Origin of the sequence: Sphingorhabdus sp., assembly GCF_046292425.1 — a bacterium.
GTDB lineage: Bacteria > Pseudomonadota > Alphaproteobacteria > Sphingomonadales > Sphingomonadaceae > Sphingorhabdus_B.
Genome location: NZ_JBKBQV010000027.1, coordinates 1 through 26246, shown reverse-complemented (window position 1 = coordinate 26246; position 26246 = coordinate 1). Strand labels below are relative to the sequence as shown.

Sequence of the window (26246 nt, the reverse complement as noted above, 5' to 3'; positions counted from 1 at the left end):
GGAGGCGAACGACATGCCCGCCCAAATCATTCAAACAAACAATACGCCCTTTAACAAGATTGCTATCGATCCGGTTACGCTCGACATTATTGAAAATGCCTTGCGAAATGCCCGCATTGAAATGGATGCAACATTGGTCCGCACCGCCATGTCGCCCGGAATTCGCGAACAAGGTGACGCTTTTCCCTTGATCGCAGACCACACCGGCAAAATGATCGTCGGGCAATTCGGTAGTTTCATCGGCGGATTCCTCGACAACTTTGACGGGACGCTTGAAGATGGCGACATGATCTTCCTGTCCGATCCATATTCCTGTGACGGTGCTGTCAGTCACTCCAACGACTGGCTAGTGCTGCTACCGGTATTCAAAGATGGTCGATTGATCGCCTATACATCGATGTTCGGGCATCAGTCAGATATTGGCGGCAAGGTCGTCGGATCCATGCCAATCAATGCCCGGTCAATCTTTGAAGAGGGCGTTCGTATCCCTCCGGTCAAGATCTGGAAAAAGGGCGAGTATAATGACGATCTGATGAAGCTTGTGATGCATCAGACCCGTAAACCGGATTGGTGCCAGGCCGATTTGAACGCGCTCATTGCTTCCTGTCGGGTTGCGTCGCGTCGCGTGATCGAAATGGCCGGGCGTTTTGGTGATGATGTTTACATTTCGGCAACGCAGGAACTGCTGGCGCGTAACCATCGTGCGATGAAATCGCTCATCGCCATGGCAATCGGCGAGGATCCTGTCAGCTTTGAAGACTATATCTGTGACGACGGTATGGGCGCTGGCCCATACAAGATTAAGTGTACGATGTGGCGCGAAGGCGAAAAGGTTGTTCTGGATTTCGCCGGTACTGATCCGCAGAGCCAGGCATCGATCAATTTCTTCCTGAACGAAAACATGTTCAAGATGTTCTTCGGCATTTACATGATTATGGTTTTTGATCCCCAAATCCTGTTCAATGATGGCTTCTATGATCTGATCGATGTCCGCATCCCCGACGGATCGCTTCTAAAGCCCAAATTTCCAGCAGCGCTCTCTGGTCGCACCCACGCGCTGGGCCGCATTTTTGATATTCTAGGTGGTCTTTTAGGACAAAAGACACCGGAGTTCCTGAATGCGGCCGGTTTTTCCTCCAGTCCTCACCTATTTTATTCAGGCAATGATAAAAAAGGCGACTGGTTCCAGCTGTTCCAGATTGGTTTTGGCGGCATACCAGGCCGACCGATGGGCGATGGACCTGATGGCCATTCGCTTTGGCCGGGATTTACCAACGTACCCAACGAATTTCTGGAGCGTTATTTCCCACTGCTCATCGAACGTTATGAAACCGAGCCCGACAGTGGCGGCGCTGGTCTGCACCGTGGCGGAAATGGCATTCACATGACCTACCGGTTTCTTGCCAGCGGAACGATCTCCATCCATGACGACCGCTGGTTTATTCCGCCATGGGGCGTGAATGGCGGAGAGCCTGGCAAGCGTGCGCGCAAAATTCTCGATAAGGCAGATGGCAGCTCGCAGATTATCGGTAATAAGGTCGAAGACGTCCATGTCGAAGAAGGCGACCAGTTGCATTTCATCACATGGGGCGGAGGCGGATGGGGCGACGCACTTGATCGTGATCCCGCGCTTGTAGGCAAAGAGATTGTGCAAGGCGTTGTAACAGCTGAAGGTGCAAAAGCTTATGGTGTCGTCGCAAATGCAGATGGCGGCGTTGACATTGAAGCCACCAATGCGTTGCGCGCCACATTGCGGCAGGAACGACTAGCGCTCCCCTTGTTCAATTATGGGCCCGGTATAGAAACACTTCGCGCCAATTGTGAGGCTGAAACGGGTCTAGCGCCCCCGCTTCGGCCGGTCTGGAAGACGTTGGAGGCCGCCGAGTGAGCGCATTAAAGGGGTTACGCGTCGTTGAACTCGGCCAACTGCTGGCTGGCCCGTTTTGCGGCCAGTTGCTTGGCGACATGGGCGCCGAGGTTATCAAGGTGGAACCACCAGGTGCCGGCGACCCAATGCGCGTTTGGGGGCAGGGCGCTGAAAAGGTCCAATGGGAGGTTGTGGCGCGCAACAAAAAATCGGTTTCGGCCAATTTGCGCATCCCGGAGGGGCAGGCGATTGTCCGCAAGTTGATCGGCAAAGCCGATATCCTGATCGAGAATTTCAAACCCGGCACCATGGAGAAATGGGGTTTTTCTCCTGATGCGCTTTTGGCGGAAAATCCTGGCCTGATCATCGCGCGCATGTCGGGATATGGCCAGACGGGCCCTTATTCCAACCGCGCAGGCTTTGGAGGCATTGGAGAGGCAATGGGCGGATGGCGCTACATCGTTGGAGAGCCTGATCGTTCGCCCAGCCGGATGGGCATATCCATTGGTGACACGCTTACGGCGACATATGGATGCATGGGCGTTCTGGCTGCGTTGCATCATCGCACCCTGACGGGTCACGGGCAGGTCATTGATGCTGCTTTGTATGAAAGCGTCCTGCAAGTCATGGAGGGGCTTATTCCCGAATATGACCATGGCGGCTTTATTCGCGAACGATCCGGTTCCATCCTCCCGGGGATTGCGCCATCGAACGTCTACATCTGCAAAGATGGCGAATATATGATCGGTGCGAATAAGGATTCCTTGTGGCAAAGACTGGCAGAAGCCATGGGCCGACCAGAGCTTGGCACCGACGAACGTTACGCTACCCATTTAGCGCGTGGGCATAATCAGTTGGAGCTGGATGAGCTAATCAACGCATGGACGGCCACGCTGAGTGTGGACGAAGTCGACGCATTGATGACCGAATATTCCATCCCCGCAGGCCGGGTTTATCGCGCGCCGGAAATGATGGCTGATCCTCATTTTCAGGCTCGCGAGGCAATCATTGAAGTCGACACGGAGCGTTATGGCAAGCTCAGGATGCAAGGCGCATTTCCGAAGCTGTCAGCGACGCCAAGCAGCGTCCGCTCGCCAGCTCCCTCAATTGTAGGGCAGCACAATGCAGAGATTTACGGTGGGCTGCTTGGTATGGAAAATGAAGAGTTGACCCGACTGACCGCGGCAGGTGCCATCTGATGACACAAAAGAGCGACGACCTTGCAGCGAACTATGTCGGTGCGTTTGACGGGCGTCTTTCATTTGGCGAGCGCCCCGCTTTGCTGATCGTCGATTTTGTGATGGCGTATCTGGACCCGTCGTCCCCCTTATACGCCGCAGTTGAGGACGTCTTGGCGAGCAATGAACGTTTGCTAGCAACGGCGCGGGGCGCGGGCATTCCGGTGATTTTTACCAAGGTCGTTTATGAAGAAGGCGGCGCGAACGGCGGGTTGTTCTACAAGAAAATTCCATCGTTGAAGGTGTTTTTGGAAGGCTCGCCCCTTGGCGCATTTCCGCCATCACTTCAGCCCTTGAAGGGCGAGCATATCATTTCGAAACAATATGCATCTGCATTTTTCGGAACATCTCTTGCGACAATTCTTCGGTCCCAGGGCATCGACACCTTGCTCATTACAGGGCTGTCGACATCAGGCTGCGTGCGCGCAACGGCGCTGGATGCACTTCAGTCCGGCTTTGCACCCTTTGTTGTCCGCGACGCTTGCGGCGACCGGCACCCCGCGCCGCACGAAGCCAATCTGTTTGATCTTCAGGCCAAATATGCCGAGGTCATTTCGGAACGAGATGCGGTCGGATTTTTGCAAGCCCTGCCGAATGAATAACGCAGATGCTATCCCTCTCGTACGCCGTGCAAGGTCAAGGAGTGCTAGGAGATAGGGTGAACGAAATCCTAACTGCACCGCAAACTGTTATCACGTCACCAACTCTCCCAAGCTGCAAGCCAGGTTTGTTATCGTGCCGCCAAAGAGAAGTGCGCCAACCCCGAATAAAGAGGGCCTGTTCCACTTGCCTGTGCCCGGATCAAACCCGAAGCTGGCTGGGTTTTGAACATCGGCCCCTGCTGCGGGGGTCCTGAGTGTGACCACCGCCTTTGTCGTATTGCACAACAGACCTGCCAAATTTTCCAGAAATGTGGGTGATGAAATTGATATGTTGCTCATACCGCCCTTCTGGAACATGTTCGCCCACTCAATGACAATTCGGGCGATGTCCCGGCCGTCGGCCTTTTCCGTGTCGATGAATGCAAATCTTCCGTCCTGGTCTACCGCTACTAAAATAGGCCCCTTGGACAGCCCTTGACCGTAGCGCTGCAAGTACAGATTCGCGAGCTGGAAGTCATATTCTTTCAATAATTGGTCGCAGTTTGTGCGGTCTGGAACATCTTTCTTAAGTAGCCAATAAATCGGCGCAAAATCCGCCTTGATGCCGCTCGCTTCAGCCACCTCTATAGGTGCCAGTTTCACAAAAGTTTCACAGAACCGTTTGTTGCGCGCGTTATTTTGACGCGTGAAGAGGACGATACTCTTCATTCCCGTCACCGTCGCATTATCAAATGATCTTTGCCCTCTAATGAGAAAATCTGACACAGAAATTACCGGCGTCGGTGGCGCGACCAAAGCGGAAGGTTTGGGCATAGCGGCGCAGCTCGACAACACGACCAAGATAGCAAAGATGCATAGTAAGCGATTAAACATTCCGGACGTCCCCCTGGAGCAAGAAGGTGCCAGAATATCAAAATGACTCACATTATCAATTGATTATCTATCGGAGGTACGGGTCTGGGAGACGACGACAGCCGGAAACCGGTGCAGGTCTCCCGCCGTTAATTTACCCCCATTTCCCGCAACAGTCGGTCAGCGCCATCAACTTTTTCCATGGTCCACAGCATGTACCGGCCATCGACGTGAATTGTCCGGTTGACGCTTGAATCGAATGACCAGTCGGCGACGACACCGTCAAGCGTACCGTCAAATGCCAATCCAACGAATTCACCTTTGGCATTCAGTGTTGAAGAACCGGAATTGCCATTGGTAATGTCAACAGTCGAAAGAAAATTGACGGGTAAGGTGCCAAGCGTCGGGTCGACATAGTTGCCGAAGTCTTTGGCTTTCAAGCGCGCAATGGCGGCATCCGGCGCATCGAATTCCCCGCGCCCGGTATGTTTGGCAACCACGCCTTCGGCAGTCGTAAACGGCGTCCAGATCTGTCCATCGCGCACTTTGCCCGTGACCTTGCCATAAGTAAAACGAAGCGACCCGTTCGCATCCGGGTACAATGTGCGCCCTTGGGATTTGGCGAAGGCCAACTGTCCTGCCATTACTACTGAACGGGCTGCCTGGATCCGCCCAGAACGCGCTTTGGTATTTTTTTCGTCCGCTATGATGGTGGGATAGGCGGCAACTGCCAATTGAATGAACGGGTCGTCTGATGCTTCAAATTCCGCAGGCGATTTGTTGAGCCAACTGGCCCGTGTTGCGCTGTCGGCCAGCTTTGTATCGGCATACAGTCTGTCGACGCCAATTTCAGCAAGCTTTGCTTCAAAGGCGGTAGTCCGCTTGTCAGCCGGTACTTTGCGGTATTCGGTCAGCGCCTGATCAAATATGACGCGATCCACACCAGCATCATAACGTCGGTCCAATTGCGCCAAACGTTCACTAACCGGCAGGCGGTCGCGTTCCTGATAACCGGAATCGCGTTGTGCATCAGGCTTCTGCTGCTCCTTGGCCCAGCGATAGAGCAGTGTAGCCGCCGACAACAATTGTGAACGGTTGATGGTGGAAAGGCGCAATGCATTCACACGCGCATCGTTCGCTTCGGAAATGTTCCTATCGAGCGCGGTGAGTGCAGGACCGTATTTCGCAGTGCGGCTCTTATCCTCTGCTACCCATGCTCGAAAGGCTGTGTCGGCTGCATCTTTGCGCGCCATCAGGCCTATTGCGTCGGCACCGGCAATCTCCCCCAGCAATTTCTTCTTATAATTGTCAGAGCCTTTTAAAATGGACGCATATTTGATCTGTGTCGCCGGATTGCCGGCCGTCGCCTTCACGATGGTGTCGGAATAATCAGCGCGCAATTGCTGTTCCACTGGATAGACACTGTCGAACACATGCTTGACCTCGGCAGCAGTCTGAAGTCGCTGCGTGACACCGGGAAACCCTGCGACCATTACAAAGTCGCCTTCAGTCAACGGTGTCGTGGCAATTTTCAACCAGGATTTTGCCCTATAGGGTACGTTGTCCTTGGCGTATGGTGCCGAAGTACCATCCGGCGCAACATAGGCCCGGTAAAAGCCGAAATCACCAGTGTGGCGCGGCCATTGCCAGTTATCGGTCTCTCCGCCAAAGTTACCAATCCCGCTTGCCGGCGCATAAACCAGCCGAACGTCTTTTATTTCAAGCTGTTGCTGCAGGTAATAAGTGTAACCACCAAAATAAGCGCGTACGTCACAACGGCGATTTGCCTGCTTTTCGCAGGCTGCGATCAGGTTTTTGCGATTGGCCTCAAGCTTATCAAATCGTGTCAATCCGTCGAGCTTCGTTGTCACGCCTTTGTTCATCATGGACGTTACATCTCGTAAGTCCTCGATGACGTAAATCCGCGATCCTGGCGCAGCCTGAACTTCATCGGCATTGGTTTTTGCCAGAAAGCCATCAGTTAAATAGTCCTGTCCGGGTTTTGAATTATATTGGATGGACCCGTAGACGCAGTGATGGTTGGTGGCGACAAGACCATCCGGGCTTAAAAATGCCGCTGAACACCCGCCCAATGAAACGATGGCATTCAAGGGTGCAGCCTGCAAATCACTGAGCATTGCCGGATCAATTTCCAGTCCGGCCTCTTTCAATTTGCCCGCAAGTTCTGGCGTTTGATTAGGTAACCACATGCCCTCTTCTGCGACCACTGCCTGCGACAGGAAAAGAGCAGTTGCAGCGCAACCACCTAAAAACATTGAACGCATTTTCATCTCCATCAAACGATATATTACTTCCTAACAAAGTTACAAAAGCAATCAATATTGAACCATGGGATTATTATTTTGTTTCGTCCTGGCGCTGTTGGGCATTGGCTGCCTTGCAATCACGTCAGGCACAGCGGAACTGTCGTATTGGAAATGCGGTTGATGTTTCACTGCCTACTCATGGCAGTACAAGATGTTCGGTTTTGGACGGAACAATATCGTGGTAAAGACTATCTCTCGCCGACATATGGCCCAGCTTTTCGTGATTACCCTCGCAGGAGCAGGCGTTGGACATATGCTAAGGAAATCGTCTCCTGTGGGGCGTGACGTCAGCGCCAACGAAACTGCTCGGGCTCTACTTACGGACCGGACATTTCCCAGCCGCGACGTCGGACAACCCACCCTAACATTTGTCCTTTTTACAGATTACCGGTGTCCGGCCTGCAAGCTATCCAACGCCGCGATGGAAAAGGCGCTGCAGCAGGATGACCATGTTCGCATCATTTACAGGGACTGGCCTATTTTTGGGCCAGCATCGGAACGCGCTGCACGGGTCGCAATCGCATCTGATCGCCAGGGCATTTATCCATTAGTGCATGCTCGGCTGATGAACGAACGACGCACATTGGAAGAAAACACTTTGCGTCAGGCAATCGAATACACCGGAGGGAGCTGGCGCCAGATTGAAGCAGATTTGGAAGCATATGCCGCGGACATCGACCGCCAGTTGGACCGGACCCAAGCAGACGCATTCCAACTGGGCATTTCCGGGACACCCGCTTATCTTGCCGGTTCAATATTATTAACCGGCGCGCAAGATGAAGGTCGGTTCCGGCGACTTTTTGCAGCTGGTAGACAAGCGCGCCAAGGACAAGTGTGATGCGTGACCGATCACCGTTTGTCAGGCATATCATTTGTTCCGGCTCGCGGTGAATCAGGTCGCCAGACAATCCAGATTTGCTGTTATCGAGGCAACGAGGCCGCTGGGCCGCCAGCTATGGCTAATGCTTCCTTTGAGTTCGGATTTAATGATGTTGACTAGCATTTGGCTACCAAAGCCGTTTAACTGAGGCGGCTCGTCGATGGCGGGACCGCCAGTTTCTGCCCAGGTCAGTTCAAGCGTCTCGCCCTTGATGGTGCCGGTAATGTCCAACATTCCAAATGCACTGGAAAGTGCCCCATGTTTTACAGAATTCGTGGCCAGCTCATGCACAACCATAGCCAAAATCGTAGCACCTTGCTCTCCAACGCCCATGCGCGGCACTGCGACCCGAACTCGCCCGCTAAAGGCACCAATATCGTCATAAGGTGCCAGCAGCACGGTGATGACGTCCCCCAATAAAGCAGCAGTTCCTTGGGACGGCGGCAGCGGCCGAACAAGATTATGTGCACGTCCCAACGCCGTCAACCGGCGTGTCAGGTCCCGGGTCATCTCAGTTACGCTATCTGCAGACCTGGAAGAGAGCGCGGTGAGACTGCTTGCAATGGCCAACAGATTCTGTACCCGATGGCTCATCTCCCCAGCCAGCAGTTCATGGCCTTCTTCGGCTTGCTTACGCCCTGTCACATCCAAGAAGATACCGTACATGGCGCGACCGACCATGCCTTCGTCTGCGCCTCGGCCGCGGGAGGAAACCCATTTGACTTCGTCTTCAACGATAATTCGGAAGTCCTGCTCATAAGGTCCGGGCACGGATCGGGTGGCGATAAATGCAGCCCGAACTCTGTCTCGGTCCGCAGGATGGATTTGGGCCGAAAGATGCTCGAAATGGAGGTCGTTGGACCATGGAATTCCCCAAAGACTGAAACCCTGAGCGTCCATTTTGAAACTGTTGTCGTCTACGTCCCAACGCCAGAGGGCCACGGATGCTGCGTCGATTGCGAGGCGGACCTGCTGCTGGGTCCAAATGTCTTCCAATATTCCAGTGTCATTCACACATCGGCCCCTCCTTATGGCCGTATGGCGATAAACACCTGAGAGAAAGCTGTTCGCTTTCCCGACGATTTTCGCCCGTTTCGTCATGCAAACGCTGTCATATTTATATTGTTCCGATGGCTGCAATCGCTGACGGCAGTGTAGCGAGGCGACCATGGAGCGACTGACGGTTCCTTATTCAGGCGCGCTGAGAGCGTAAAATGATCGAGTTCTGCACAACGATGTGGTGCTATGGATAACGATAGTTCCGTCATGCATTTTCATGTTAGTTTGCTGAATTATAGAAACTTTCAGTTTAACCGACATAACCGCTGGCCAGCATCTCTAACGCGAGATACAAGTCAGCCGATAATCAAATGCCGGGCGGGACATATGCTGACTACCTTCACCTTGTGGACAAAGCGTCACCCGGCTTGGTCGGTATTGATTGCGCTTGTGCTGCTGTTCATTGGCTATCGTATCGTTAGGCCGACACCGCATGACTATGAATATATCAGTGAGGTCGTGACGCGCGGCGACGTGGTTCGCAAGGTGTCCGCCAGTGGCAAGGTGCGTGCTTTGAATACAATCAAGGTTGGTGCCGAAGTGTCAGGGCAGATCACCAAAGTATATGTCGATTTCAACTCGCGCGTCCGCGCTGGACAAGTGCTGGCCGAGATTGATCCCACGCGCGTTCGCGCACGGGTGGAACAATCGGAAGCGCAAGTCGCTCTTGCACGCGCCAACCTCCAACAGACCGTCGCGAATGTTTCGCGGGCACGGTCGGAACTGGAGATACAAGAGCGGGATTTTGCGCGGCAAAAGGCCCTTGCGGATCGTGGCTTTGTTTCAAAGGCTGGTCTGGACATAGCACAGAGCAAGCTCAACAGCGCCCGGAATGCCTTACAGGTGGCGCTGGCGCAAACGCAAAGCGGGGGAGCGCAAATCCGGCAGGGCAATGCCGAGTTGTCGTCTGCGACGCTTGATCTTAATCGCACGGTTATTATCGCACCTGCAAGCGGAGTCATCATCAACAAGCTGGTTGAACCGGGAACCACCGTTGCCGCCAGTTTTCAGACACCAAATTTGTTCGAAATTGCAGCCGACACCACGAAGATGCAGGTAGAGGCATCGGTCGATGAAGCTGACATCGGGCAGATTCGTGAGGGCCAGAATGTAAGTTTCACGGTTGATAGCTATCCCAATGATGTTTTTGAAGCCAAGGTGCGGCAAGTTCGGCAAGCGCCTGTGGAGGCCCAAAATGTCGTGAGTTATCTGGTCATTATCGACGTTGACAATATCAATGGAAAGCTGCTTCCTGGAATGACAGCGAATGTCGAAATCATCACTGACGTCAGGACGAATGTAACGCGTGTCCCCACTAACGCGATGCGCTTTCGCCCGCGCGTCGCCGACCGCCCCAAGGCCGCTGCAGAAAAACCAGTTTCTGCATCATCCAAGAAACCCGTGCCCAGCGGCACGGTATTTTTGGTGGGCGATGACCCCTATCGACCTACGAAAAAAATCATCCGGACGGGGCTACAGGGTGAAGAATTTACAGAAGTTCTTTCAGGGATAAAGGCCGGCGATAAAGTACTGGTGCGCACAAAATCGCTAAAGCCAAAGACGGAGGCCGACGAAATCGCGGATGAAGATGACAACGCCGCTAATTGAAACGCATGATCTCGTAAAAGATTATGTGATTGGCGGTGAAATTGTGCATGCGGTCAACCAAGTATCGCTGTCGATTGAACGTGGCGAATTTGTTGCAATCATGGGTGCCAGCGGGTCGGGCAAATCGACCTTCATGAACATGATTGGCTGTTTGGATATTCCTACCTCGGGGACCCTGCTCCTCGACGGGATAGATACCAAGTCGCTTGATAGCGATGCGCTCGCCGAAATCCGCAACCGCAAGATCGGGTTTGTGTTCCAGCAATTCAATTTGCTGGCACGAACAAGTGCTTTGGACAATGTCGCCGTGCCGCTCATCTACGCAGGTCTAGGTTATGCGGAACGTCGTCGGCGCGCGCAGGAAAAGCTAGAGGCGATGGGCCTTGCCAACCGCTTGCAGAACACCCCCGCCAAGCTGTCGGGTGGCCAGCAACAACGGGTTGCCATCGCGCGGGCTTTGGTGACGGACCCGCTGATGCTGTTGGCGGACGAGCCGACCGGGGCACTTGATACGCAGACATCCTTGGACATTATGGGTATATTCCAGAAGTTGAATGACGAAGGCATTACCCTCGTCGTCGTAACGCACGAGCCGGACATCGCTGAATATGCGGCACGCCGCATTGTCTTTCGCGACGGAACAGTGATTGAGGACGCTGCGGTCAAATCGCGCCGCAGGGCAAATGCGGAATGAAAAACCTGCTCGCTTCAATGGCTGGTTGGGGAGTCAATGTCGCGATTGCGCTGACGGCGCTCCGCACCAATTTGATGCGGTCAATCCTGACCACCCTTGGCGTCATGATTGGCGTGTTTTCCGTGATCTTGGCTGTTGCTGTTGGCAATGGGGCTCAGGTTTCGGTCTCGCAGCAAATTGCGACGTTGGGATCGAATATGGCAATTGTCGTACCACAGCCTGATAGCGGCAGCGGCCCGCCACGTCCGAGCGACCGGGGAAGACTGACCGAACGCGACGGGCAGGCTATATTGCGCGAGGTATCGGGCGTAAGCGCGGTGGCCCCGCAAATACGCAACAGCGTCCAGATTGTCGCACCCGGGCGGAGTGCAACGACTCAGGCCACTGGTGCCACGCCTGAATATGGCGTTATTTCCAATATCACGGCATCCGAGGGCCGGTTCCTCACGCAAAGCGACATCAGTTCGGCGGCCCGCGTCGCGGTGATAGGGCAAACTGTTGCCGACAAGCTGTTTCCCGAAACAAATCCGGTTGGCGAAACGATCCGGATCAACCGCGTGCCGTTCAACGTCATCGGTCTGCTAGAAAGCAAGGGCAGCAATCTGGGCAATGATAATGACGACCAGATCGTTGTACCGATTACTACGCTTCGCCAGCGTCTGTTGAACACGCCTACGCAAGGTCCTGACGATGTGACATTGATATTTGTCGGCTTTGAAGACGAAGACTCGCTGCTGGCGGGGCAACGGGAAATCAAGCGGTTATTGCGCGACCGCTATCGGGTTGCCAAAGGCAAGATCAACCCGTTTACCGTTCGCACCACGACAGAAATTGCCGAAACTACCGGCGAAGTAACTCAAATTTTCCAAGCTGTACTTGTCGCCATTGCGTCGATTTCGCTGTTGGTTGGCGGAATTGGCATCATGAACATCATGCTTGTTAGCGTTACAGAACGTACCCGCGAAATCGGACTGCGGATGGCGTTGGGCGCAAAACGAAGCGACATCAGGAACCAGTTTCTGGTGGAGGCTGCCGTCCTGTGCGTCATCGGAGGCGCAATCGGGTTGAGCCTAGCCTTGCTGGCTGCTTCTATCTTCGAAAGGGTCGCCGAATTTCCGGCGCCTATTGGACTGGACACGGCATTAATGGCGGTAGCATTTTCTGCGGTGATTGGACTGCTGTTCGGCGGTTACCCGGCGATAAGAGCCTCACGACTTTCGCCGATTGAGGCGCTTAGAAGCGAGTAACAGCGACGCAATGGCGATACAGAATTACGTGATATATTTCACAAGGTTGCTAGCCTGACTGGCCAGCAACCCTGAAATAGACTTATCTGCAGCGGACCTCATTACGGTCAATGGCGCGTCCCGCAGCACCGCCGGCAACGGCGCCCAATATCGTTCCGAGCGTTTCCGAGTTGCCTGGCGCAATGACGTTACCTAAAACGCCGCCAGCGACCGCACCGACAATGAGGCCGGTCGTGCCATCCGAGCGTCGGCAGTAATATTGCCCATTCTGGCCTCTATAGATGCGGTCGTTTTCCGACAAGCGGCGCTCACGATAGCGACGGTCATTACGATAGTATCGGTCGGCATAATATCCATTATACCTCGGGTCAGGGCGATTGTAGTCGTAACTGCCATAGCGGTTGTACGAGGTCCGGTCGTAATATCCGAAACCGCCATCATCATAGTCGTTTCCATATGTGCTACACCCCCCAGCCAAGCTGGTGGCTGCAATGAGTGTGATAAGAGACATTTTTTGCATCATGGTTCTCCATTGGATAGTCCAGATGACTGAAGTAAAAATAGCGTCACCGTTCGGACGTGGGTGGTAGAAAAACAACCCTCGTCGCTTACCCATGTTCCACTTAAGCCAACATGCGCGCGTTAATCCGCTGCAAGTGCATCGCAAAATTTGTCTGTCCACCAATTGACGTCGTTTCGGACGATGCCTTCGAACATTGGATTCCACCGCGCCTTTCTTTCATCCAGCGACATAGAAAGTGCGCGGGCAATGGCATCGGCGATTTCGTCAGGACTATATGGGTTAACGATTATTGCTTCCTGCAGTTGCTCGGCAGCCCCGGCAAAGCGGGACAGTATGAGTACGCCTGGATCCTCAGGGTCCTGAGCGGCTATGAATTCCTTCGCCACCAGATTCATGCCATCGCGCAAGGGCGTCACCAGTCCGACGCGGGCGGCACGGTAAATGCCTGCCAGCATTGTGCGCGGAAACCCCTGATTCACATAACGCAGTGGGACCCAATCAACATCGGCAAAGGCACCATTGATACGCCCGGACATGGCGTCAAGCTTCTCACGGATATCGCGGTAGCTTTGAACCGATGCCCGCGAAGGTGGTGCGATCTGAAGCAAGTATACGTTGGAATGGGCGTTTGCATGGGTTTCGAGATAACGCTGATACCCGTTGAATCGCTCTTCCAACCCTTTTGAGTAATCAAGGCGGTCTACACCGACGATAAGGCTGCGCCCGGCTGAACTTGTGACCATACGGTCAAAGGCAGATGACGCTTCCGGACCAAAGGCGTTAGCGATAAACTCTTGGGCATCGATACCGATGGGACAAGCAATTGCCCGGATGGTCCGGCCGCCCACGGTGATTTCTCCGTCCTCGCCAATACAACCGCCCATTTCGCGGACTACATAATCGTGGAAAGTCTCCAGCCACTCCTGCGTTTGAAATCCGACAACGTCATAGGCGAACAAGGCTTCGACCAGCCTGCGATGCTGCGGAAGCGCAGTCAGCAAACGTGTTGGTGGCCACGGTATGTGAAGGAAGAAGCCTAGCCTGTTGGTCAGCCCATGCTGTCGCAGAAACCAGCCGAGCGGAATCATATGGTAATCATGCACCCACACCAGGTCTTGGGGTTGGATATGAGGGGCAATCACATCGCTAAAGACGCGGTTTACCCGTTCGTATCCACCTTCAAAATCACGTTCGAACTCGGTCAGGCCAAGGCGATAGTGAAACAATGGCCATAATGTCCGGTTTGCATATCCATCATAATATTCTTCTACATCTTGCTCGGGCAAATCCACAGTCGCTGATGTTACCCCGTCATAAGTTGCAAAGCGTGGTTCGGTTGTTTCCCCCACCTCGCCCGACCAGCCAAACCATACACCCCCCGTGCTTCGCAACGCTGCCGTAAGAGCCACAGCAAGGCCACCTTGTGCACCAGATTCCTCGGTTGGTGCCTGCACTCGGTTTGATATGACGATCAACCGGCTCACCTGATGGCGCTCCACGGCTTGCTCAACAGAACCGCGCAATTGATCATGCCGACCAACGAATAGGTTTGCGGATAATTGCCCCACAGCTCCCCGGATACAGGATCGATATCTTCCGACAAAAGTCCGGCCGCTGTACGGCGTGACAGCATTTCTTCGAATAACAGCCGAGCGTCATTGTCCCGGCCTGTAAAGTGCAAAGCTTCTATCAGCCAGAAAGTGCAGACGTTGAAGGCGGTGTGAGGCAATCCAAAGTCATCTTCAGATGCGTAACGCAGCATGTGCGCACCCCGCCGCAGCCCGGCTTCGACTGCTTTTAACGTGCCTTGAAAACGGGGGTCTTCGGGGGACAGAAAGCGAAGCTCAAGCAATTGTATCAGGCTGGCGTCCAGATCGTCCCCGGCAAAGGTCGCGGACAGGCGGTCGGTATCTGGCCGCCATGCCGCCTGCTCGATGACGGTGCGCATTTTGTCGGCACGATCCTGCCAAAAGTCGCATCGCGATGGCATATCGAGAACCTTCGCCGCATTTGCCAAACGGTCGCAAGCCGCCCAGCACATTGCCGCGGAATATGTGTGAACGTGGCTTTTGGTCCGCAATTCCCAAAGTCCCGCGTCTGGCTTGTCGAAACTTTGCCATGCCCGTTCGCCGATCGGCTCCAGCGCCTCGAAGTCTTCAATCCCCGCCACCCGCAGTAGCCGCTGGTCAAAAAAGGCCTGGACATTTGACAGGACAATTTGTCCATAAGCGTCATGTTGAACTTGTTCATAAGCCTGATTACCGACGCGCACTGGCCCCATGCCGCGATAGCCGCTTAATGCGGGGGCTTCCCATTCGGTGAGGGTTGCTTCCCCGCCTACCCCATATAAGGGCTGAATGTGGCCGCTCGCGGCGTTATCAACGATGTTGCGCAAATATTCCAGATAGCCTTCAAGCACATCGAGTGCACCGAGCCGGTTCAGTGCCTGCACCGTGTAATAAGCATCACGTATCCAACAATATCGGTAATCCCAGTTCCGGCCAGAATTCGCATGTTCAGGGATTGAGGTCGTCATCGCCGCCACAATCGCCCCTGTTTCTTCATGCTGGCACAGTTTCAAGGTTATCGCCGACCTTATGACCGCTTCCTGCCATTCATGGGGCGTAGCGAGGCCACGCACCCAGTGCCGCCATTCTTCAACAGTACGGTCGAGCATCGCCTCGGTCGCAGCGCCAATTTCGTCCCCAAAGCTTTCGTCAGGCCCTAGAAAAAAATGTAACGGTCGTTCGACACGGAACAGCCGCTCATCTTCGATCCACCCTACAGGCGCACTGGTAGACAGCCGCACTGATCCGTCACCTAGCAGATACCGGATATGATTGGACCCCCGGGTCGTCGCCGCTTTGGCACTGCCCCAATCCGTAGAAGGCCTCAGCCGGATGCGGATACGGGGGCTGCCCGCTACAGGGCGAACCAGTCGAACAAACGCAACTGGCCGGTACATCCGCCCGTTGCGTTTGAAGCGCGGACAAAAGTCTATAATTTCAACTGCATTGCCGTGACCGTCAACATGGTTGGTAACCAGTATCGGCGTGTTTCGAATGTAGGATTGTGTGGTTTGAACGGTCCCTTCAAGATCAATCTCCCAAAAGCCATATGCGCCCTCACCAGCCGGCGGCGAATCATCGAGCAACGATGAAAAAGCAGGGTCCCCGTCGACCCGGGGAACGCACCCCCAAACATAGCGCCCCGCCCGATCAATCAGCGCAGAAACCTGACAATTGCCAATGGGCCACAGTTCAAGCGAAGCGGTCATGCTGTTTCAAGCCAATGGTGAACGGCTGCCACGTTTTCGAGCCGATAATGGGCGGCCGTCCTACGCACGGGGCCAACGAGTATGCCAAACCCGCCATTGGCCGCACAGGCGTCGAACCCTGGCTCATCAGTCAGATCATCACCGATAAACACGGGCGTATAACCGGCAAATGGCGCGCTAGAAATCAACCTGTTGATGGCGGTGCCTTTATCATGGCCAACCGTTCGCAGCTCCACCATCATTTTGCCATGCTGTAACTCCAGCGCATGTGTCATTGCAAAATCAGCAGCCATTTTGGTTGCAGTCCCCTCCATCGCCGGGTCAAGACGATAATGAATTGCTACGCCGAAGGATTTTACCTCAATCACCATATTCGGATTATCAGCGAACACCTGTTTGAAAAACACTTCTGCACCTTTTAATGCGTGGGGACGGGGTGGTGCGGTTACCGTTCGCGTGCCTATCCGTATTTCAGCACCATGACTGCCTACTAACGCTAGATCCGTGTTTCCGGTTCCAAAAAACGCATCAAGTTGCGTTATTGAGCGACCGCTAACAATCGCAAGCCGATGCTCGAGTACGCTCTGTAACCGCCTTAAGAGACGGTTCAGTGGCTCATTTACCACGACGTCTTCCGGCCGTTCAACAATGTCGACCAGCGTGCCGTCAAAATCGAGAAACAGGCAGCATTGCTTTAAATTCAGGGGCGGCGGTGTTAAGCCAATGACGGTTTTTCGGCGCATACCCGTGAAGATAGCAGAGGCTGACCCGAATGCACCCATAAACCGGGCACGCTCTTTTCCGGGTAAAGCAATATGTGCTGTCCGCTGTTTAAAAACCGCGTGATTCCAGCCCAAGTGCGAAAGTCATTTAAAAATGGTAGACGCTGAGGGGTTCGAACCCACGACCCGCTGATTAAGAGTTGCGCATTAAGTGGTAATTCAGTGCAACTGATGGTCACTTTAGGGCTCGCAAGCTAGTAAAACCACGACATTCCAATCATTCAGCGTCACTCGGAGGCAGCCAAGGATGGCGGCCGTTCGGTGTCTGACGCGGTACTTGAAGGAGAATGTAGAATGTCCGTGTCCAACTTAACTGAAGCCCGAATACGAGAGATGCCTCTGGGTTCTGGCATCCACCGGGACGCTCAAGTGAAAGGCCTGATGGTCGTCTGCCACAAGACTACTAAGACCTATGCTTGCCAAGGTGACGTAAGGCGAAATGGCCGCCATGTCAGAACTGTCCGGGTCAAAATTGACAGGGTGGACAGGATAGGCTTGCGTGATGCCCGCAATAGAGCGAAGTCGTTAATGTCGCAAATTCAGTCAGGCATCGATCCGACTGAAGGGCCTGCCGAGACTGGAATCACTCTTGAAAGGGCGTTGGACGCCCACTTAGAGGAAAAGACGCATCGCCCACGTACGGAGGAGGGCTACCGCTACCACCTCGATCATTATCTGAAGCATTGGAGGAAGAAGGCCATTGCCGACATCTCACGCCAGATGGTGCGTGACCTGTTTGAAGAACTGAAGCGCAAACATGGTGAGACAACTGCTGGAAGCGTCATGCGTACGCTTAGGGCCGTCGTGAACACTGCCATGCGCATTGATGAGACGTTGACTGGCAATCCAGTTGCAGCCTTGCATGTTCCAACAACGAAGCGCCGTAAGGTTGCACCTTTGGATATTGCCGATTGGTGGCAAAGGGTGATGAAGCTGACGCCAATGCGGCGCGATTTGCACGTTGCGATGTTGCTGACTGGCGCCCGCCGATCTTCGATACTTCAGGTGAAAAGGTCCGAGGTTAATGTCGAGAAGGCCGTTCTTACACTCACCCACATGAAGACGAGCGATGAAGCTTTGCAACTTCCCATGGGTTTCAGGCTAGCCCAGATACTAGGCGTAAGGCTGGATACGGATGAGCCGTTAGGCAGTGAATGGTTGTGGCCGTCAGCTAGCAGCAAATGTGGGCATGTCATGGAGCCACGTGAGGATGATCTGCCAAGTCCGCATGAATATCGCCATCACGCCAGGACGCTCTATATCGCCGCTGGAGTTCCCTATGCCGAAAGCGCGCTGCTACTCGGCCAGAAGCTACCGGGGGCGTCTGGTGGCTACGTACACGCCTCACATCTTGTCGAGCATCTGCGGGTACATACTCAGGCACTGGAAGACTTCATCTTTGCTCAAGCGGCACCCAAACAACAGGTAATGCGGGAAGCGGCCTACGTCGACCCGCTTGGCTTCAAATTAGCGCTGAGTGCCCCCGAATGATGGGTTCCTGATCGATCAGCTTGAACTAGCACCAGTGGGTAAGTCCCCAACTAAAAGGCCGGGCATATTGTCCGGCCTTTCTTTTTCAGGAGATCGCAAGTGCAGGAACTCACAATTGACGCAATTCGCACCGTTGTGCGTGAAGAACTACAGCAAACATGCACCCCTTGGCTCGATCCCGATACGGCTGCCGCCTATCTTGGTTCAACTAGCGGAACCTTGAGAAACTGGAGGGCGCGGGGGAAGGGACCCAAATACCACATCATCCAAGATCGCTTGGTGCGTTACCACCGAGACGATTTAGACAGATTCATATCGGGCTAACTTTCCATCAGTATCAAAAAAAGGCGCACCCGTGTTACTGGATGCGCCTGAAAAGTAGGCCGGAATGGAATGGGCCAATGAGAAGACAGACAAGAGAACTTTTAGCAAATAAGGACAAATGATGTCTGATGAGAATATCAATAACGCCGGGTCGAGCGATGCGCGACCGTCGTTTGGATTTAAGCCAAATGAACTCGAAATGTTTCGGCATACTTCTTATGAGTTGATACCGCTTAACTCGCCTGCTGCGCTTGACGCTAAGGGACGTGAAATAGGAAAGGCTCCGCTAAAGGGCTGGAGAACTTGCTCTAGTCTCGATGTTGATGACGCGATACAGCGGCTTGGCGAGGGTAGCAACGTGGGCGTTCGCCTGCGCGAAACTGACTTGGTGATCGACATCGATCCACGCAACTTTGCCCCTGGTGATGACCCCGTTAAGCGGCTTTCAGACGCACTAGAAATTCATCTTGATGATTGGCCTCACGTTGTAACTGGTGCCGGCGGCCACCATTTTTACATGACAGTTCCAGCGGGATTCCGAGCCGTGGATACACTTGATGATTATCGCGGCATCGAATTCAAAGGCCATGGGCGGCAAGTCGTGTCACCGGGGTCTTCCCATCCTTTGACGCGGACGCCCTACGCTTGGGATGATGATCCACTTGGCACGCCGTTGACTGCCGATGTGCGGAGTGCGCCAGAGCGTTTAATGAAACTGATAGAACGCCCGCAGCATACTGCTGTCGCCGAGGCGGGGGAGATATCGCCAGATCAGTTAAGCGAAATGCTTGATGGACTGGATGTCGAGAATTTTAGGGACCAAGACAAATGGCTAAACCTGATGATGGCTTGCCATCATGCCACTGCGGGGGAAGGACGCGACGAGTTCCTATCTTGGTCGACGTACGATCCGATGTACTCTGATCGCGCTTACGAAATTGGCCAAAGATGGGATAGCTTGCATGCAGACGCGCAAGGTCGCCGCGTTACAGTTAAGACCCTTTATAAATACCTTTCAGATGCGGGCAAAAGCGATCTTATCCCACGCGACGATCCTGCACTGGATTTTCCAGACGACGTAGAACCTGAAGTCTTGGCGCGAATTGCAGGTGAAAAGCCCGTCAAGCCAACCTTAAGCGATGGCCTTGCTGGTAAGTGGGTTTGGGTTACACGCGCAGAACACTTCATCAGCCGCAGTGATTGTCAGCGATTTGCCCCTTTCCAGTTTAAGGCACATTATCAGCACATGTGGTCTGATGGTGACATCCTTGGTGCTGTTTGGAAGGGCAAGCTGCCTCTGCGCAAATTTGAAGGTTGCGCATATGTGCCTGGTGGCCCCGAGGTAATTGTCGAAGGAAAATGGGCTGGCCATTACAATACTTGGCGAAAGGGCGGCGTTGATGCGAGGCGAAACGACGATCTTGCAAATGTCTTTCTTGAGCACATGGTGTATCTGTTGCCTGACGAGACTGAGCGCGGCTACGCGCTGGATTACCTGTCGTTCCTAGTGCGAGACGATTTTGTCAAAATCCATTTTGCTCTGTTACTTCAAGGCGCGCCGGGTACTGGCAAAAGCTTCATTGGATCTGTTGTCGAGCGGATGATCGGAATGCGCAATACGCGCATGGTCAAAAGTCAGGAACTTACCAAAGAATACACGGCATGGCAGGAAGACCGTCAACTAGCCATCGTTGAAGAGATTATGGCCCGTGGCCGCATCGAGCTCGTAAATGAGTTGAAAACTGTGATTACGGGCGACACTCTGCGCATTCGACGTATGCGAACTGACACATATGAAGTTCCAAATGGCCTAAATTTGCTGTGCTTCACGAACCATGAAAATGCTGTGCCGATTGAAGATGGCGATCGTAGATGGCTGACGCTATTTTCTCCTGCAAAGCCAAGTCCGCCAGCTTATTACGAGAAGCTGTTTGAGCTTTTAAAAGGCGATGATTTTGCTGCAGCCGTAAAATGGATGCTCCAAAACCGCGATGTCGCACTTAATCCCAAGGGCATGGCACCAACAACGCAAGGTAAGTTGGAAATGCGCCGACGCAGCACTGGTGATGTAGAGCAATTTCTCGACGAGCTTTTAGAAGATGGTGAAAAGCTTTTCCAGTTCGACTTAGTTCTGTTGAACGATGTTTGGCGAGAAGTGCAGAGTGACTTTAAGGGAACGCGCAACTTGCGAGGCCGAGTGGCAGACTGGCTAAAAAACAGCGGGGCTGTCCAGCACACAGCCTATAAAAAGAAGGACAGTTCTAATCGCCCCGGCAATAGATTGTGGTCCATGCGAAATCACGACAAATGGGAGGAGGCAGGCGCGGCGAAACGGATCGATGCTTGGATGGCGTACTATAATGTTAAGGTGGGAGACGAAGATTAAATTCGGCATGCACCGGTAGGTCAGTAGCCCCTGCCGGTGCAAGGTAGGTCAGTGCAATCTGATGCAGTTGTTGTTGTGGCTTCTATGATAGTCGGCAAGACACCTTAAAAAGGTAGGTCAGCGCCCAAGGTAGATCGGCGAGTAGGCTGAGGCGCGACCTACCTAAAAACGCAGTATTTGCTTCATTTTTGGAGGGGTGGGTCGGGTAGGTCAGCACATATTGTTATATAGATTAATATCAGAAATTGTCGCTGCCGAAGCTAGGTGGCTCCCCCCTGGACGATAACTGCACCGTCTATAATGGAACGAGAGAAAGCGCTGACCTACCGACCTACCTAAGAAATCATGCGCTGAAAGGTATGTTGCCTGATCGCCAAAACGCGCCCGCGCACGCGTGGGCTAGCCTAACGACGAAGCCCGCTCAACGATCTATCAATCGGAGCGGGCTTCTAAAATAGGGCACGGGATTCGAACCCGTGGTGAGCCGAAACCCACGTCCGATTTTCAATCGGCTGCCTTAAACCTCTCAGCCAACCCTCCATTTACCGCGATGTTGCCATTACGGGGTGGCCTTGAGATAAAGGCATGATCCTAACTGTTCAAGTATGTATGTGAGCGAGACCCACTGAGTGTGTATCAGGTGATATGCCTCACCCAAAGACTTGGCAATCATAGGCTTATTGCTTGGATGTCTTTCCAAGCACCGAGCACAGCACCGATGATGCTGGTATCATGGCCGACTACCCGCGTGCAAATACACCCGCATGACGAAATTGAAACGCAGCGAAAAATCCATTCTTAATCGGCAAGCGCATGCTGCTGAACGGGCTAGTATGCCAAAGCGTCAAGCCGTCGATCCGCTTGATGAGCCTGTGCCGACACGGCCAAGCCTTAAGCCGATCCCTTGGAATAAAACTGTCCTCACGCCAGATGAGCGCGACGCGGTCGGCGTGGCACTCTTGGATGGTTATGCACGGGCCGAAATAGCTGCGGCCTTAGGCATCAACGTCACGACGCTGCGTCGCCTGATAACGGACGACAAAATGCTGATGGACGCTGTCGCTGCCCGCAAAGACCTGGAAGAGTCAGAGTTATGTGATCTGCTAACAGCCAATGCCCGGCGCGGTGACAGTGCTGCGGCCATGTTCTTGCTGAAGGCGCGCCATGGCTATCGCGATCGCGATGATCCAAGCCTGAAGATCGATGCCAGCAAGAAATATGGCGTGTTGTTGATGCCGTCCCCGATGTCCATGGATGACTGGAGCGCCTCGGCTGCTGCTCAACAGGCCCAATTTAGGGAAGCCGATCCCCTGACAAACGCCTTTGCACCAGGAGCAAAGGAGATTGCTGCTAAGGCTCAGAGCGGTGGTCTCCGGACTCGCACCATCTTGGGTGATGGCATGAGCATGCAACGATGCGACTGATCGGCCGGGCAGGTCTATAGCAGGCTTGTAACTATGTTCTTGTTATGTTCTTATTGGAACATGATGATTCGACCTGAACTTGATGAACTTGAAACTGCGATAAGCATCGCAATCACGCTTGCACCCAACTACGCGATCCGGAGTTTAGTCACTGCGCGTGGTGTTGATACACGGTTGGCCGTCGATACACTGACTGAGCGTGTGCTGAAGGCACTGAACCGTTACGAGATCACGCGGAAAGCCTTTCCACATGAGGAAGCCCTCGGGACGCTACCCCTTTTTCCCGAAGATACCTTCCATAAAAGAACACAGCAGTTCAGGTGATGCAACATTTTCGGCTGCATTTCACCCATGCTAAACGGTCACTTACGTAGCTCATCTATTGAACCTACCGTTCCATCCTTCCTGACATACCTCCAGTTCCCGTTCCAAACGTTTTCTTGACCCGCTACAATTGAGTCATTCAATTGATTTAAGGTAGGAAAAGTCTCTCCTGAACTTTGCCGAACCCAAACGCCGTCTCGCGCTTGCGCTGTAAATTTCTGGCCTTTGTAAGACCTGAAAATTTCAAAGCCTGCCGGGAAGGACACGCCGTTTCTAGAATCATACACGCCTATTGCAGTTTCTGTTTTAGCAACTTCTGTTGGAGGCTGTGGCGCCAAGGCGTGCAAGCCCAAAATCCTCGACAAGATAGCATTTTCGCTTTCCTCTCCATCTTGGCGTTGTGCCCATATGGTTGCGAAAACCTCGGTTGAGACGTCAATCATTCTACCCATCGCTTTTGCTCCTTTCTGCTATAAAATGCTGAATAGCAAATTATAGCAAATAGTGTCAAGCGACAATTTTCCAGAAATGTGGGCATCTGGCACAAGCAAAAACCGCTAATCGCTTATCAGAACGTTGCGAATCATAGTGGCTTGAACGGCATGCATTTTTGGGGTGATTCGCAAAAAAGTACCGAGCGCGACACTGAAATGGGGTCGAAAACCGCCCCTTCGCAGGCCCAAAATCAAATTTTTTTATCCACAGGATAAGGTACTGAATTACCCAGTGAAAATTAAAATTCGGCCATGGCCAGAAAATAAAAGTCGGCCTAGGCCAGATTTTTAAAGAGCTTTCCAAGTCGATTTCGTACCCATAGATGATCTCCCCTCGACGGCCATTCCGGCTGTCGCAAGGAGAAAAAATATGCCCGAGATAGTGAACAGCGCTGACCGTAGTCGGCAAGTAGGATCCGCTGACGAGATCCTGAACTCACCCGCAACCCCAGTTGAAGTCATCGTGGCTCTGCAGCCACCGCCTCGGCCGAGGCGTATCGATATTGTGGTCAGCGTGCGCGAGAAGACAATGGAGACAGGCGCCCGGAAGCTGCAAGCTATGTTTGATAAATATAGGGGTGAAGATCTAAGCGAGAAAGACAGGCACCTCATTGCAGGTGCATTTGTAACTCTGGCTGACAGGCTTCCAATGAGCGGCTTTGACTTCGTCGAATGGATCGATACTTGCAGCGATTTTTATCCGGACTGTGTTAAAGCGTATGCAGAAGAGAGACTTGGCATGCAACGGATCGAAGCGCCGGTAATCTGCAACGCTGCCCACAACTGCGGGGACTTGTGAAATGGCACAGCTCACCGAAACAAGCAGCCAAGGCACAAATGCGCCAATCCGGAGGGATGACACAATAGCCCATGGCTCTGTCGGCGTAGATCCATTGCTATCTGCACACGGCGTTTACAAAGGGGTGGTCTTTAGCTTCCGCCGAAGAGAATGGGTGACGAACGTCATCATCGGGGAGGACATAAACTACGTTCGAATTGCCACTCCTGCTGCATTCCCAAATGTTCTTAAACTCATAGGGACTTCTGACGACCGTGATTTGAGAAGTCACAAATTAAAATTCTACGAAAATGAGAAGGTAGAGCTCAAACTGCTTAATAAGCATATCCCTGAATCGATCAGGGGTAGATTGAGTGGGCGGCTTGATCTGCCGTGCCGAATATCACGGCATGGCGTCCTGAGCATCCTTATGCCGAAACAAATTTAATAAAGCGCCTGACCGAAGATAGGTTAGCCCAGCCGTAAATTGCCCATTTGTACCAATCGGATGTCTGCCACCTTGCCAGCCAAGCACCGTGGCAGACACCGACTACGGTCACCCGGCGCTAATGTTGGTCCCTAATTTCTGCTGACCAGCCCATTTCAATATCCGTGTGTTGCACCGAGGCAAATGCGTCTCGGCCATATCCTGCGATGGCGGGTATAAAGCTTGGGCTGTGCCCGGGCATGGTCGAGTCCAGAAGCTTCGAGCGAGACGCGAAGAACCTTATTGGAGAATATCATGCCCGCACCCACTGCAAAACTCGGCGTCAAATGGCTGAGCCCGACCGATATCAGGTCTACAACTACCCGCATCCATGCAAATCGAAATGCACATTCCAACTTGCTTCGTAATCTGACTGAAAATGTAGAACGGCATAAGCAACAGGTTTCGGAATCGCTTCGCAGCCTTGATGCAAAAGATCGCCCTTCTGTGGTTGCAAGAGCAGTAAGTGGCAAGCGTTTGGAGCTTGTGCGCGAAACTGCTGACCAACGACTGGCACACACCCGTGAGCTCGTTGAACTGGCAGAACATATCAAATCCGCAGCAGCTCACTACAGAAGCCCCGTACAGATGCTAATGCGGGATACGCTTGGCTCGGAACGTCGCAGCCGCATTATGCAACAGATTGCCAATTCAGGCCCCGTTGAGCTTGCCAGCTTGGCTGAGTTCGCTGCTGCAACGTCAGACAAGGATCTGGCCGCAGCTCTTTGTAGCCGCGTATCCAATTTGACCCGGATTGACCGTCCGTTCTCTTCATTAGAATTGGCTGACGTTTTATGTGGTGAGCTTCACCGAGAACTCCAGCAGGCCATTTTGGAATCCGAGCGTCGCGTTCTGGAGGCCCTGAACGAAGATACAGAATTCGAAACGGGAAAGCCCAATCCGCAACGGACACTCCAGATCGCGATGTTGAAGAAGCGCGAGCAGGAAGTCGGAGCCTATCGCAACGACGATGAGGAAGATGCTGAAGCTGACAGCGAAGGTAAGCCAGTTGATGTCACCTCCACGGGTCGCATCGAAGCAGGCCTACAAGCTAGGCGCACTCCAGCATCATCACCCGCTAGCCCGGCGTAAGGATTGGAGATAATTATGGTTGAATTTGATCCACGCCTTATCCAAGGCGCCGTTGAGCGATTTGCGGGCTACCAAATCATAGGCTTCGACGAAGCGTATCGGCGGTTAGGCGGCACTGGCGATCCAGATTTAATGCCCGCGATAATGCGAGAAAACCTTATCGCATTGCTGACCAGCTTTGGATACCAAGAGCGGTGGGCAAGCGAAGAGAACAGTGATGATTTTGGCCTTATGTGGGTACGAGGCCCATGGCCAATTGATTACGGCCGCGCTGTTCTCCGTCAGCACCAATGGCAAAGATTTGATGTTGTGATTTAACAGTATAGCCCGGCCGAGTTCGCTTTGCCGGGCTTTTTTCTATCTGCCCATAGACTCGATTGCATCAAGCTCACGTTGAAACTGCTCAGTGGTCGTTGCCATCTTGTCAGCGCGTGGCAACCGCACTTCATGAAGCAGCCGAAACGCTACACGCTCATCGATTACGTCGACC

At 53.3% G+C, this 26246-nt stretch carries 24 protein-coding genes and 1 tRNA gene; 16 read left to right on the top strand and 9 right to left on the bottom strand.

Annotated elements, in window-relative coordinates; translation table 11 throughout:
* Window positions 1-13: 13 nt before the first annotated feature.
* The 3 genes from ACK4S7_RS07460 to ACK4S7_RS07450 are packed head-to-tail and all read left to right on the top strand — an operon-like array spanning window position 14 to window position 3707.
* On the top strand, window positions 14-1888 hold the full coding sequence (locus tag ACK4S7_RS07460; RefSeq protein ID WP_409645548.1) for a hydantoinase B/oxoprolinase family protein: 1875 nt from the start codon (window positions 14-16) through the stop codon (window positions 1886-1888).
* The gene (locus ACK4S7_RS07455; RefSeq protein ID WP_409645546.1) at window positions 1885-3066 is read left to right on the top strand and encodes a CaiB/BaiF CoA transferase family protein; all 1182 of its coding nucleotides are present in this window, start codon (window positions 1885-1887) and stop codon (window positions 3064-3066) included. The genes ACK4S7_RS07460 and ACK4S7_RS07455 overlap by 4 nt, the downstream gene beginning before the upstream one ends.
* The gene (locus tag ACK4S7_RS07450; RefSeq protein WP_409645544.1) at window positions 3066-3707 is read left to right on the top strand and encodes an isochorismatase family protein; all 642 of its coding nucleotides are present in this window, start codon (window positions 3066-3068) and stop codon (window positions 3705-3707) included. The genes ACK4S7_RS07455 and ACK4S7_RS07450 overlap by 1 nt, the downstream gene beginning before the upstream one ends.
* A gap of 90 nt (window positions 3708-3797) precedes the next feature.
* Here the strand turns inward: ACK4S7_RS07450 and ACK4S7_RS07445 are convergent, their stop codons facing one another.
* Together ACK4S7_RS07445 and ACK4S7_RS07440 are read right to left on the bottom strand one after the other, a co-directional pair.
* Window positions 3798-4631, bottom strand: a complete 834-nt coding sequence (locus tag ACK4S7_RS07445) for a hypothetical protein (protein WP_409645542.1) — start codon at window positions 4629-4631, stop codon at window positions 3798-3800.
* Between the two features lie 77 nt (window positions 4632-4708).
* Complete coding sequence (locus ACK4S7_RS07440) at window positions 4709-6844, bottom strand: S46 family peptidase (protein ID WP_409645540.1); 2136 nt, start codon at window positions 6842-6844, stop codon at window positions 4709-4711.
* 220 nt (window positions 6845-7064) lie between these two features.
* Between ACK4S7_RS07440 and ACK4S7_RS07435 the strand changes: the two genes are divergently transcribed.
* Complete coding sequence (locus ACK4S7_RS07435; RefSeq protein ID WP_409645538.1) at window positions 7065-7724, top strand: DsbA family protein; 660 nt, start codon at window positions 7065-7067, stop codon at window positions 7722-7724.
* Between the two features lie 54 nt (window positions 7725-7778).
* Here the strand turns inward: ACK4S7_RS07435 and ACK4S7_RS07430 are convergent, their stop codons facing one another.
* Window positions 7779-8780, bottom strand: coding sequence for a sensor histidine kinase (locus ACK4S7_RS07430; protein WP_409645536.1), 1002 nt, complete (start codon window positions 8778-8780; stop codon window positions 7779-7781).
* Between the two features lie 372 nt (window positions 8781-9152).
* Between ACK4S7_RS07430 and ACK4S7_RS07425 the strand changes: the two genes are divergently transcribed.
* The 3 genes from ACK4S7_RS07425 to ACK4S7_RS07415 are packed head-to-tail and all read left to right on the top strand — an operon-like array spanning window position 9153 to window position 12374.
* Window positions 9153-10433, top strand: coding sequence for an efflux RND transporter periplasmic adaptor subunit (locus ACK4S7_RS07425; RefSeq protein ID WP_409645534.1), 1281 nt, complete (start codon window positions 9153-9155; stop codon window positions 10431-10433).
* Complete coding sequence (locus ACK4S7_RS07420) at window positions 10414-11127, top strand: ABC transporter ATP-binding protein (RefSeq protein ID WP_409645532.1); 714 nt, start codon at window positions 10414-10416, stop codon at window positions 11125-11127. The genes ACK4S7_RS07425 and ACK4S7_RS07420 overlap by 20 nt, the downstream gene beginning before the upstream one ends.
* The gene (locus ACK4S7_RS07415) at window positions 11124-12374 is read left to right on the top strand and encodes an ABC transporter permease (protein ID WP_409645530.1); all 1251 of its coding nucleotides are present in this window, start codon (window positions 11124-11126) and stop codon (window positions 12372-12374) included. Before ACK4S7_RS07420 ends, ACK4S7_RS07415 begins: the two co-directional genes overlap by 4 nt.
* A gap of 82 nt (window positions 12375-12456) precedes the next feature.
* On the opposite strand, the gene ACK4S7_RS07410 is transcribed toward ACK4S7_RS07415, so the two are convergent.
* The 4 genes from ACK4S7_RS07410 to otsB form a co-directional block, all read right to left on the bottom strand.
* The gene (locus tag ACK4S7_RS07410) at window positions 12457-12894 is read right to left on the bottom strand and encodes a glycine zipper 2TM domain-containing protein (protein ID WP_409645558.1); all 438 of its coding nucleotides are present in this window, start codon (window positions 12892-12894) and stop codon (window positions 12457-12459) included.
* Between the two features lie 122 nt (window positions 12895-13016).
* Window positions 13017-14381: a trehalose-6-phosphate synthase gene (locus ACK4S7_RS07405; protein ID WP_409645556.1), complete on the bottom strand. Its 1365-nt coding sequence runs from the start codon at window positions 14379-14381 to the stop codon at window positions 13017-13019.
* The gene (locus ACK4S7_RS07400; protein ID WP_409645528.1) at window positions 14378-16174 is read right to left on the bottom strand and encodes a glycoside hydrolase family 15 protein; all 1797 of its coding nucleotides are present in this window, start codon (window positions 16172-16174) and stop codon (window positions 14378-14380) included. Before ACK4S7_RS07400 ends, ACK4S7_RS07405 begins: the two co-directional genes overlap by 4 nt.
* Window positions 16171-16956, bottom strand: coding sequence for a trehalose-phosphatase (otsB, locus tag ACK4S7_RS07395; protein ID WP_409645527.1), 786 nt, complete (start codon window positions 16954-16956; stop codon window positions 16171-16173). Before otsB ends, ACK4S7_RS07400 begins: the two co-directional genes overlap by 4 nt.
* A gap of 294 nt (window positions 16957-17250) precedes the next feature.
* On the opposite strand from otsB, the gene ACK4S7_RS07390 reads away from it, so the two are divergent.
* The 3 genes from ACK4S7_RS07390 (at window position 17251) to ACK4S7_RS07380 (ending at window position 21157) form a co-directional block, all read left to right on the top strand.
* On the top strand, window positions 17251-18447 hold the full coding sequence (locus ACK4S7_RS07390) for a site-specific integrase (protein ID WP_409645525.1): 1197 nt from the start codon (window positions 17251-17253) through the stop codon (window positions 18445-18447).
* Between the two features lie 99 nt (window positions 18448-18546).
* Window positions 18547-18771 (top strand): helix-turn-helix transcriptional regulator, encoded by a 225-nt coding sequence (locus tag ACK4S7_RS07385; protein WP_409645523.1) that lies wholly within the window; start codon window positions 18547-18549, stop codon window positions 18769-18771.
* Between the two features lie 118 nt (window positions 18772-18889).
* On the top strand, window positions 18890-21157 hold the full coding sequence (locus tag ACK4S7_RS07380) for a DUF5906 domain-containing protein (RefSeq protein WP_409645521.1): 2268 nt from the start codon (window positions 18890-18892) through the stop codon (window positions 21155-21157).
* 453 nt (window positions 21158-21610) lie between these two features.
* On the opposite strand, the gene ACK4S7_RS07375 is transcribed toward ACK4S7_RS07380, so the two are convergent.
* Window positions 21611-21697, bottom strand: a tRNA-Phe gene (locus tag ACK4S7_RS07375).
* Window positions 21698-21921: 224 nt separating this feature from the next.
* Here ACK4S7_RS07375 and ACK4S7_RS07370 point away from each other — a divergent pair.
* Both ACK4S7_RS07370 and ACK4S7_RS07365 read left to right on the top strand, forming a co-directional pair.
* Window positions 21922-22581, top strand: coding sequence for a hypothetical protein (locus ACK4S7_RS07370; RefSeq protein ID WP_409645519.1), 660 nt, complete (start codon window positions 21922-21924; stop codon window positions 22579-22581).
* Window positions 22582-22641: 60 nt separating this feature from the next.
* Window positions 22642-22905, top strand: coding sequence for a hypothetical protein (locus tag ACK4S7_RS07365; RefSeq protein WP_409645516.1), 264 nt, complete (start codon window positions 22642-22644; stop codon window positions 22903-22905).
* Between the two features lie 38 nt (window positions 22906-22943).
* On the opposite strand, the gene ACK4S7_RS07360 is transcribed toward ACK4S7_RS07365, so the two are convergent.
* Window positions 22944-23357: a hypothetical protein gene (locus tag ACK4S7_RS07360; RefSeq protein WP_409645513.1), complete on the bottom strand. Its 414-nt coding sequence runs from the start codon at window positions 23355-23357 to the stop codon at window positions 22944-22946.
* A gap of 412 nt (window positions 23358-23769) precedes the next feature.
* Here ACK4S7_RS07360 and ACK4S7_RS07355 point away from each other — a divergent pair, with 412 nt between their 5' ends.
* The 4 genes from ACK4S7_RS07355 to ACK4S7_RS07340 all read left to right on the top strand — a co-directional run bounded on the left by ACK4S7_RS07355 (window position 23770) and on the right by ACK4S7_RS07340 (window position 26074).
* The gene (locus ACK4S7_RS07355; RefSeq protein ID WP_409645510.1) at window positions 23770-24198 is read left to right on the top strand and encodes a hypothetical protein; all 429 of its coding nucleotides are present in this window, start codon (window positions 23770-23772) and stop codon (window positions 24196-24198) included.
* A gap of 1 nt (window position 24199) precedes the next feature.
* Window positions 24200-24625, top strand: a complete 426-nt coding sequence (locus ACK4S7_RS07350; RefSeq protein ID WP_409645507.1) for a hypothetical protein — start codon at window positions 24200-24202, stop codon at window positions 24623-24625.
* 294 nt (window positions 24626-24919) lie between these two features.
* The gene (locus tag ACK4S7_RS07345; protein ID WP_409645504.1) at window positions 24920-25756 is read left to right on the top strand and encodes a hypothetical protein; all 837 of its coding nucleotides are present in this window, start codon (window positions 24920-24922) and stop codon (window positions 25754-25756) included.
* 15 nt (window positions 25757-25771) lie between these two features.
* A complete protein-coding gene (locus ACK4S7_RS07340; RefSeq protein ID WP_409645502.1) occupies window positions 25772-26074 on the top strand; it encodes a hypothetical protein in 303 nt (100 codons plus the stop codon).
* Window positions 26075-26246: the final 172 nt, after the last annotated feature.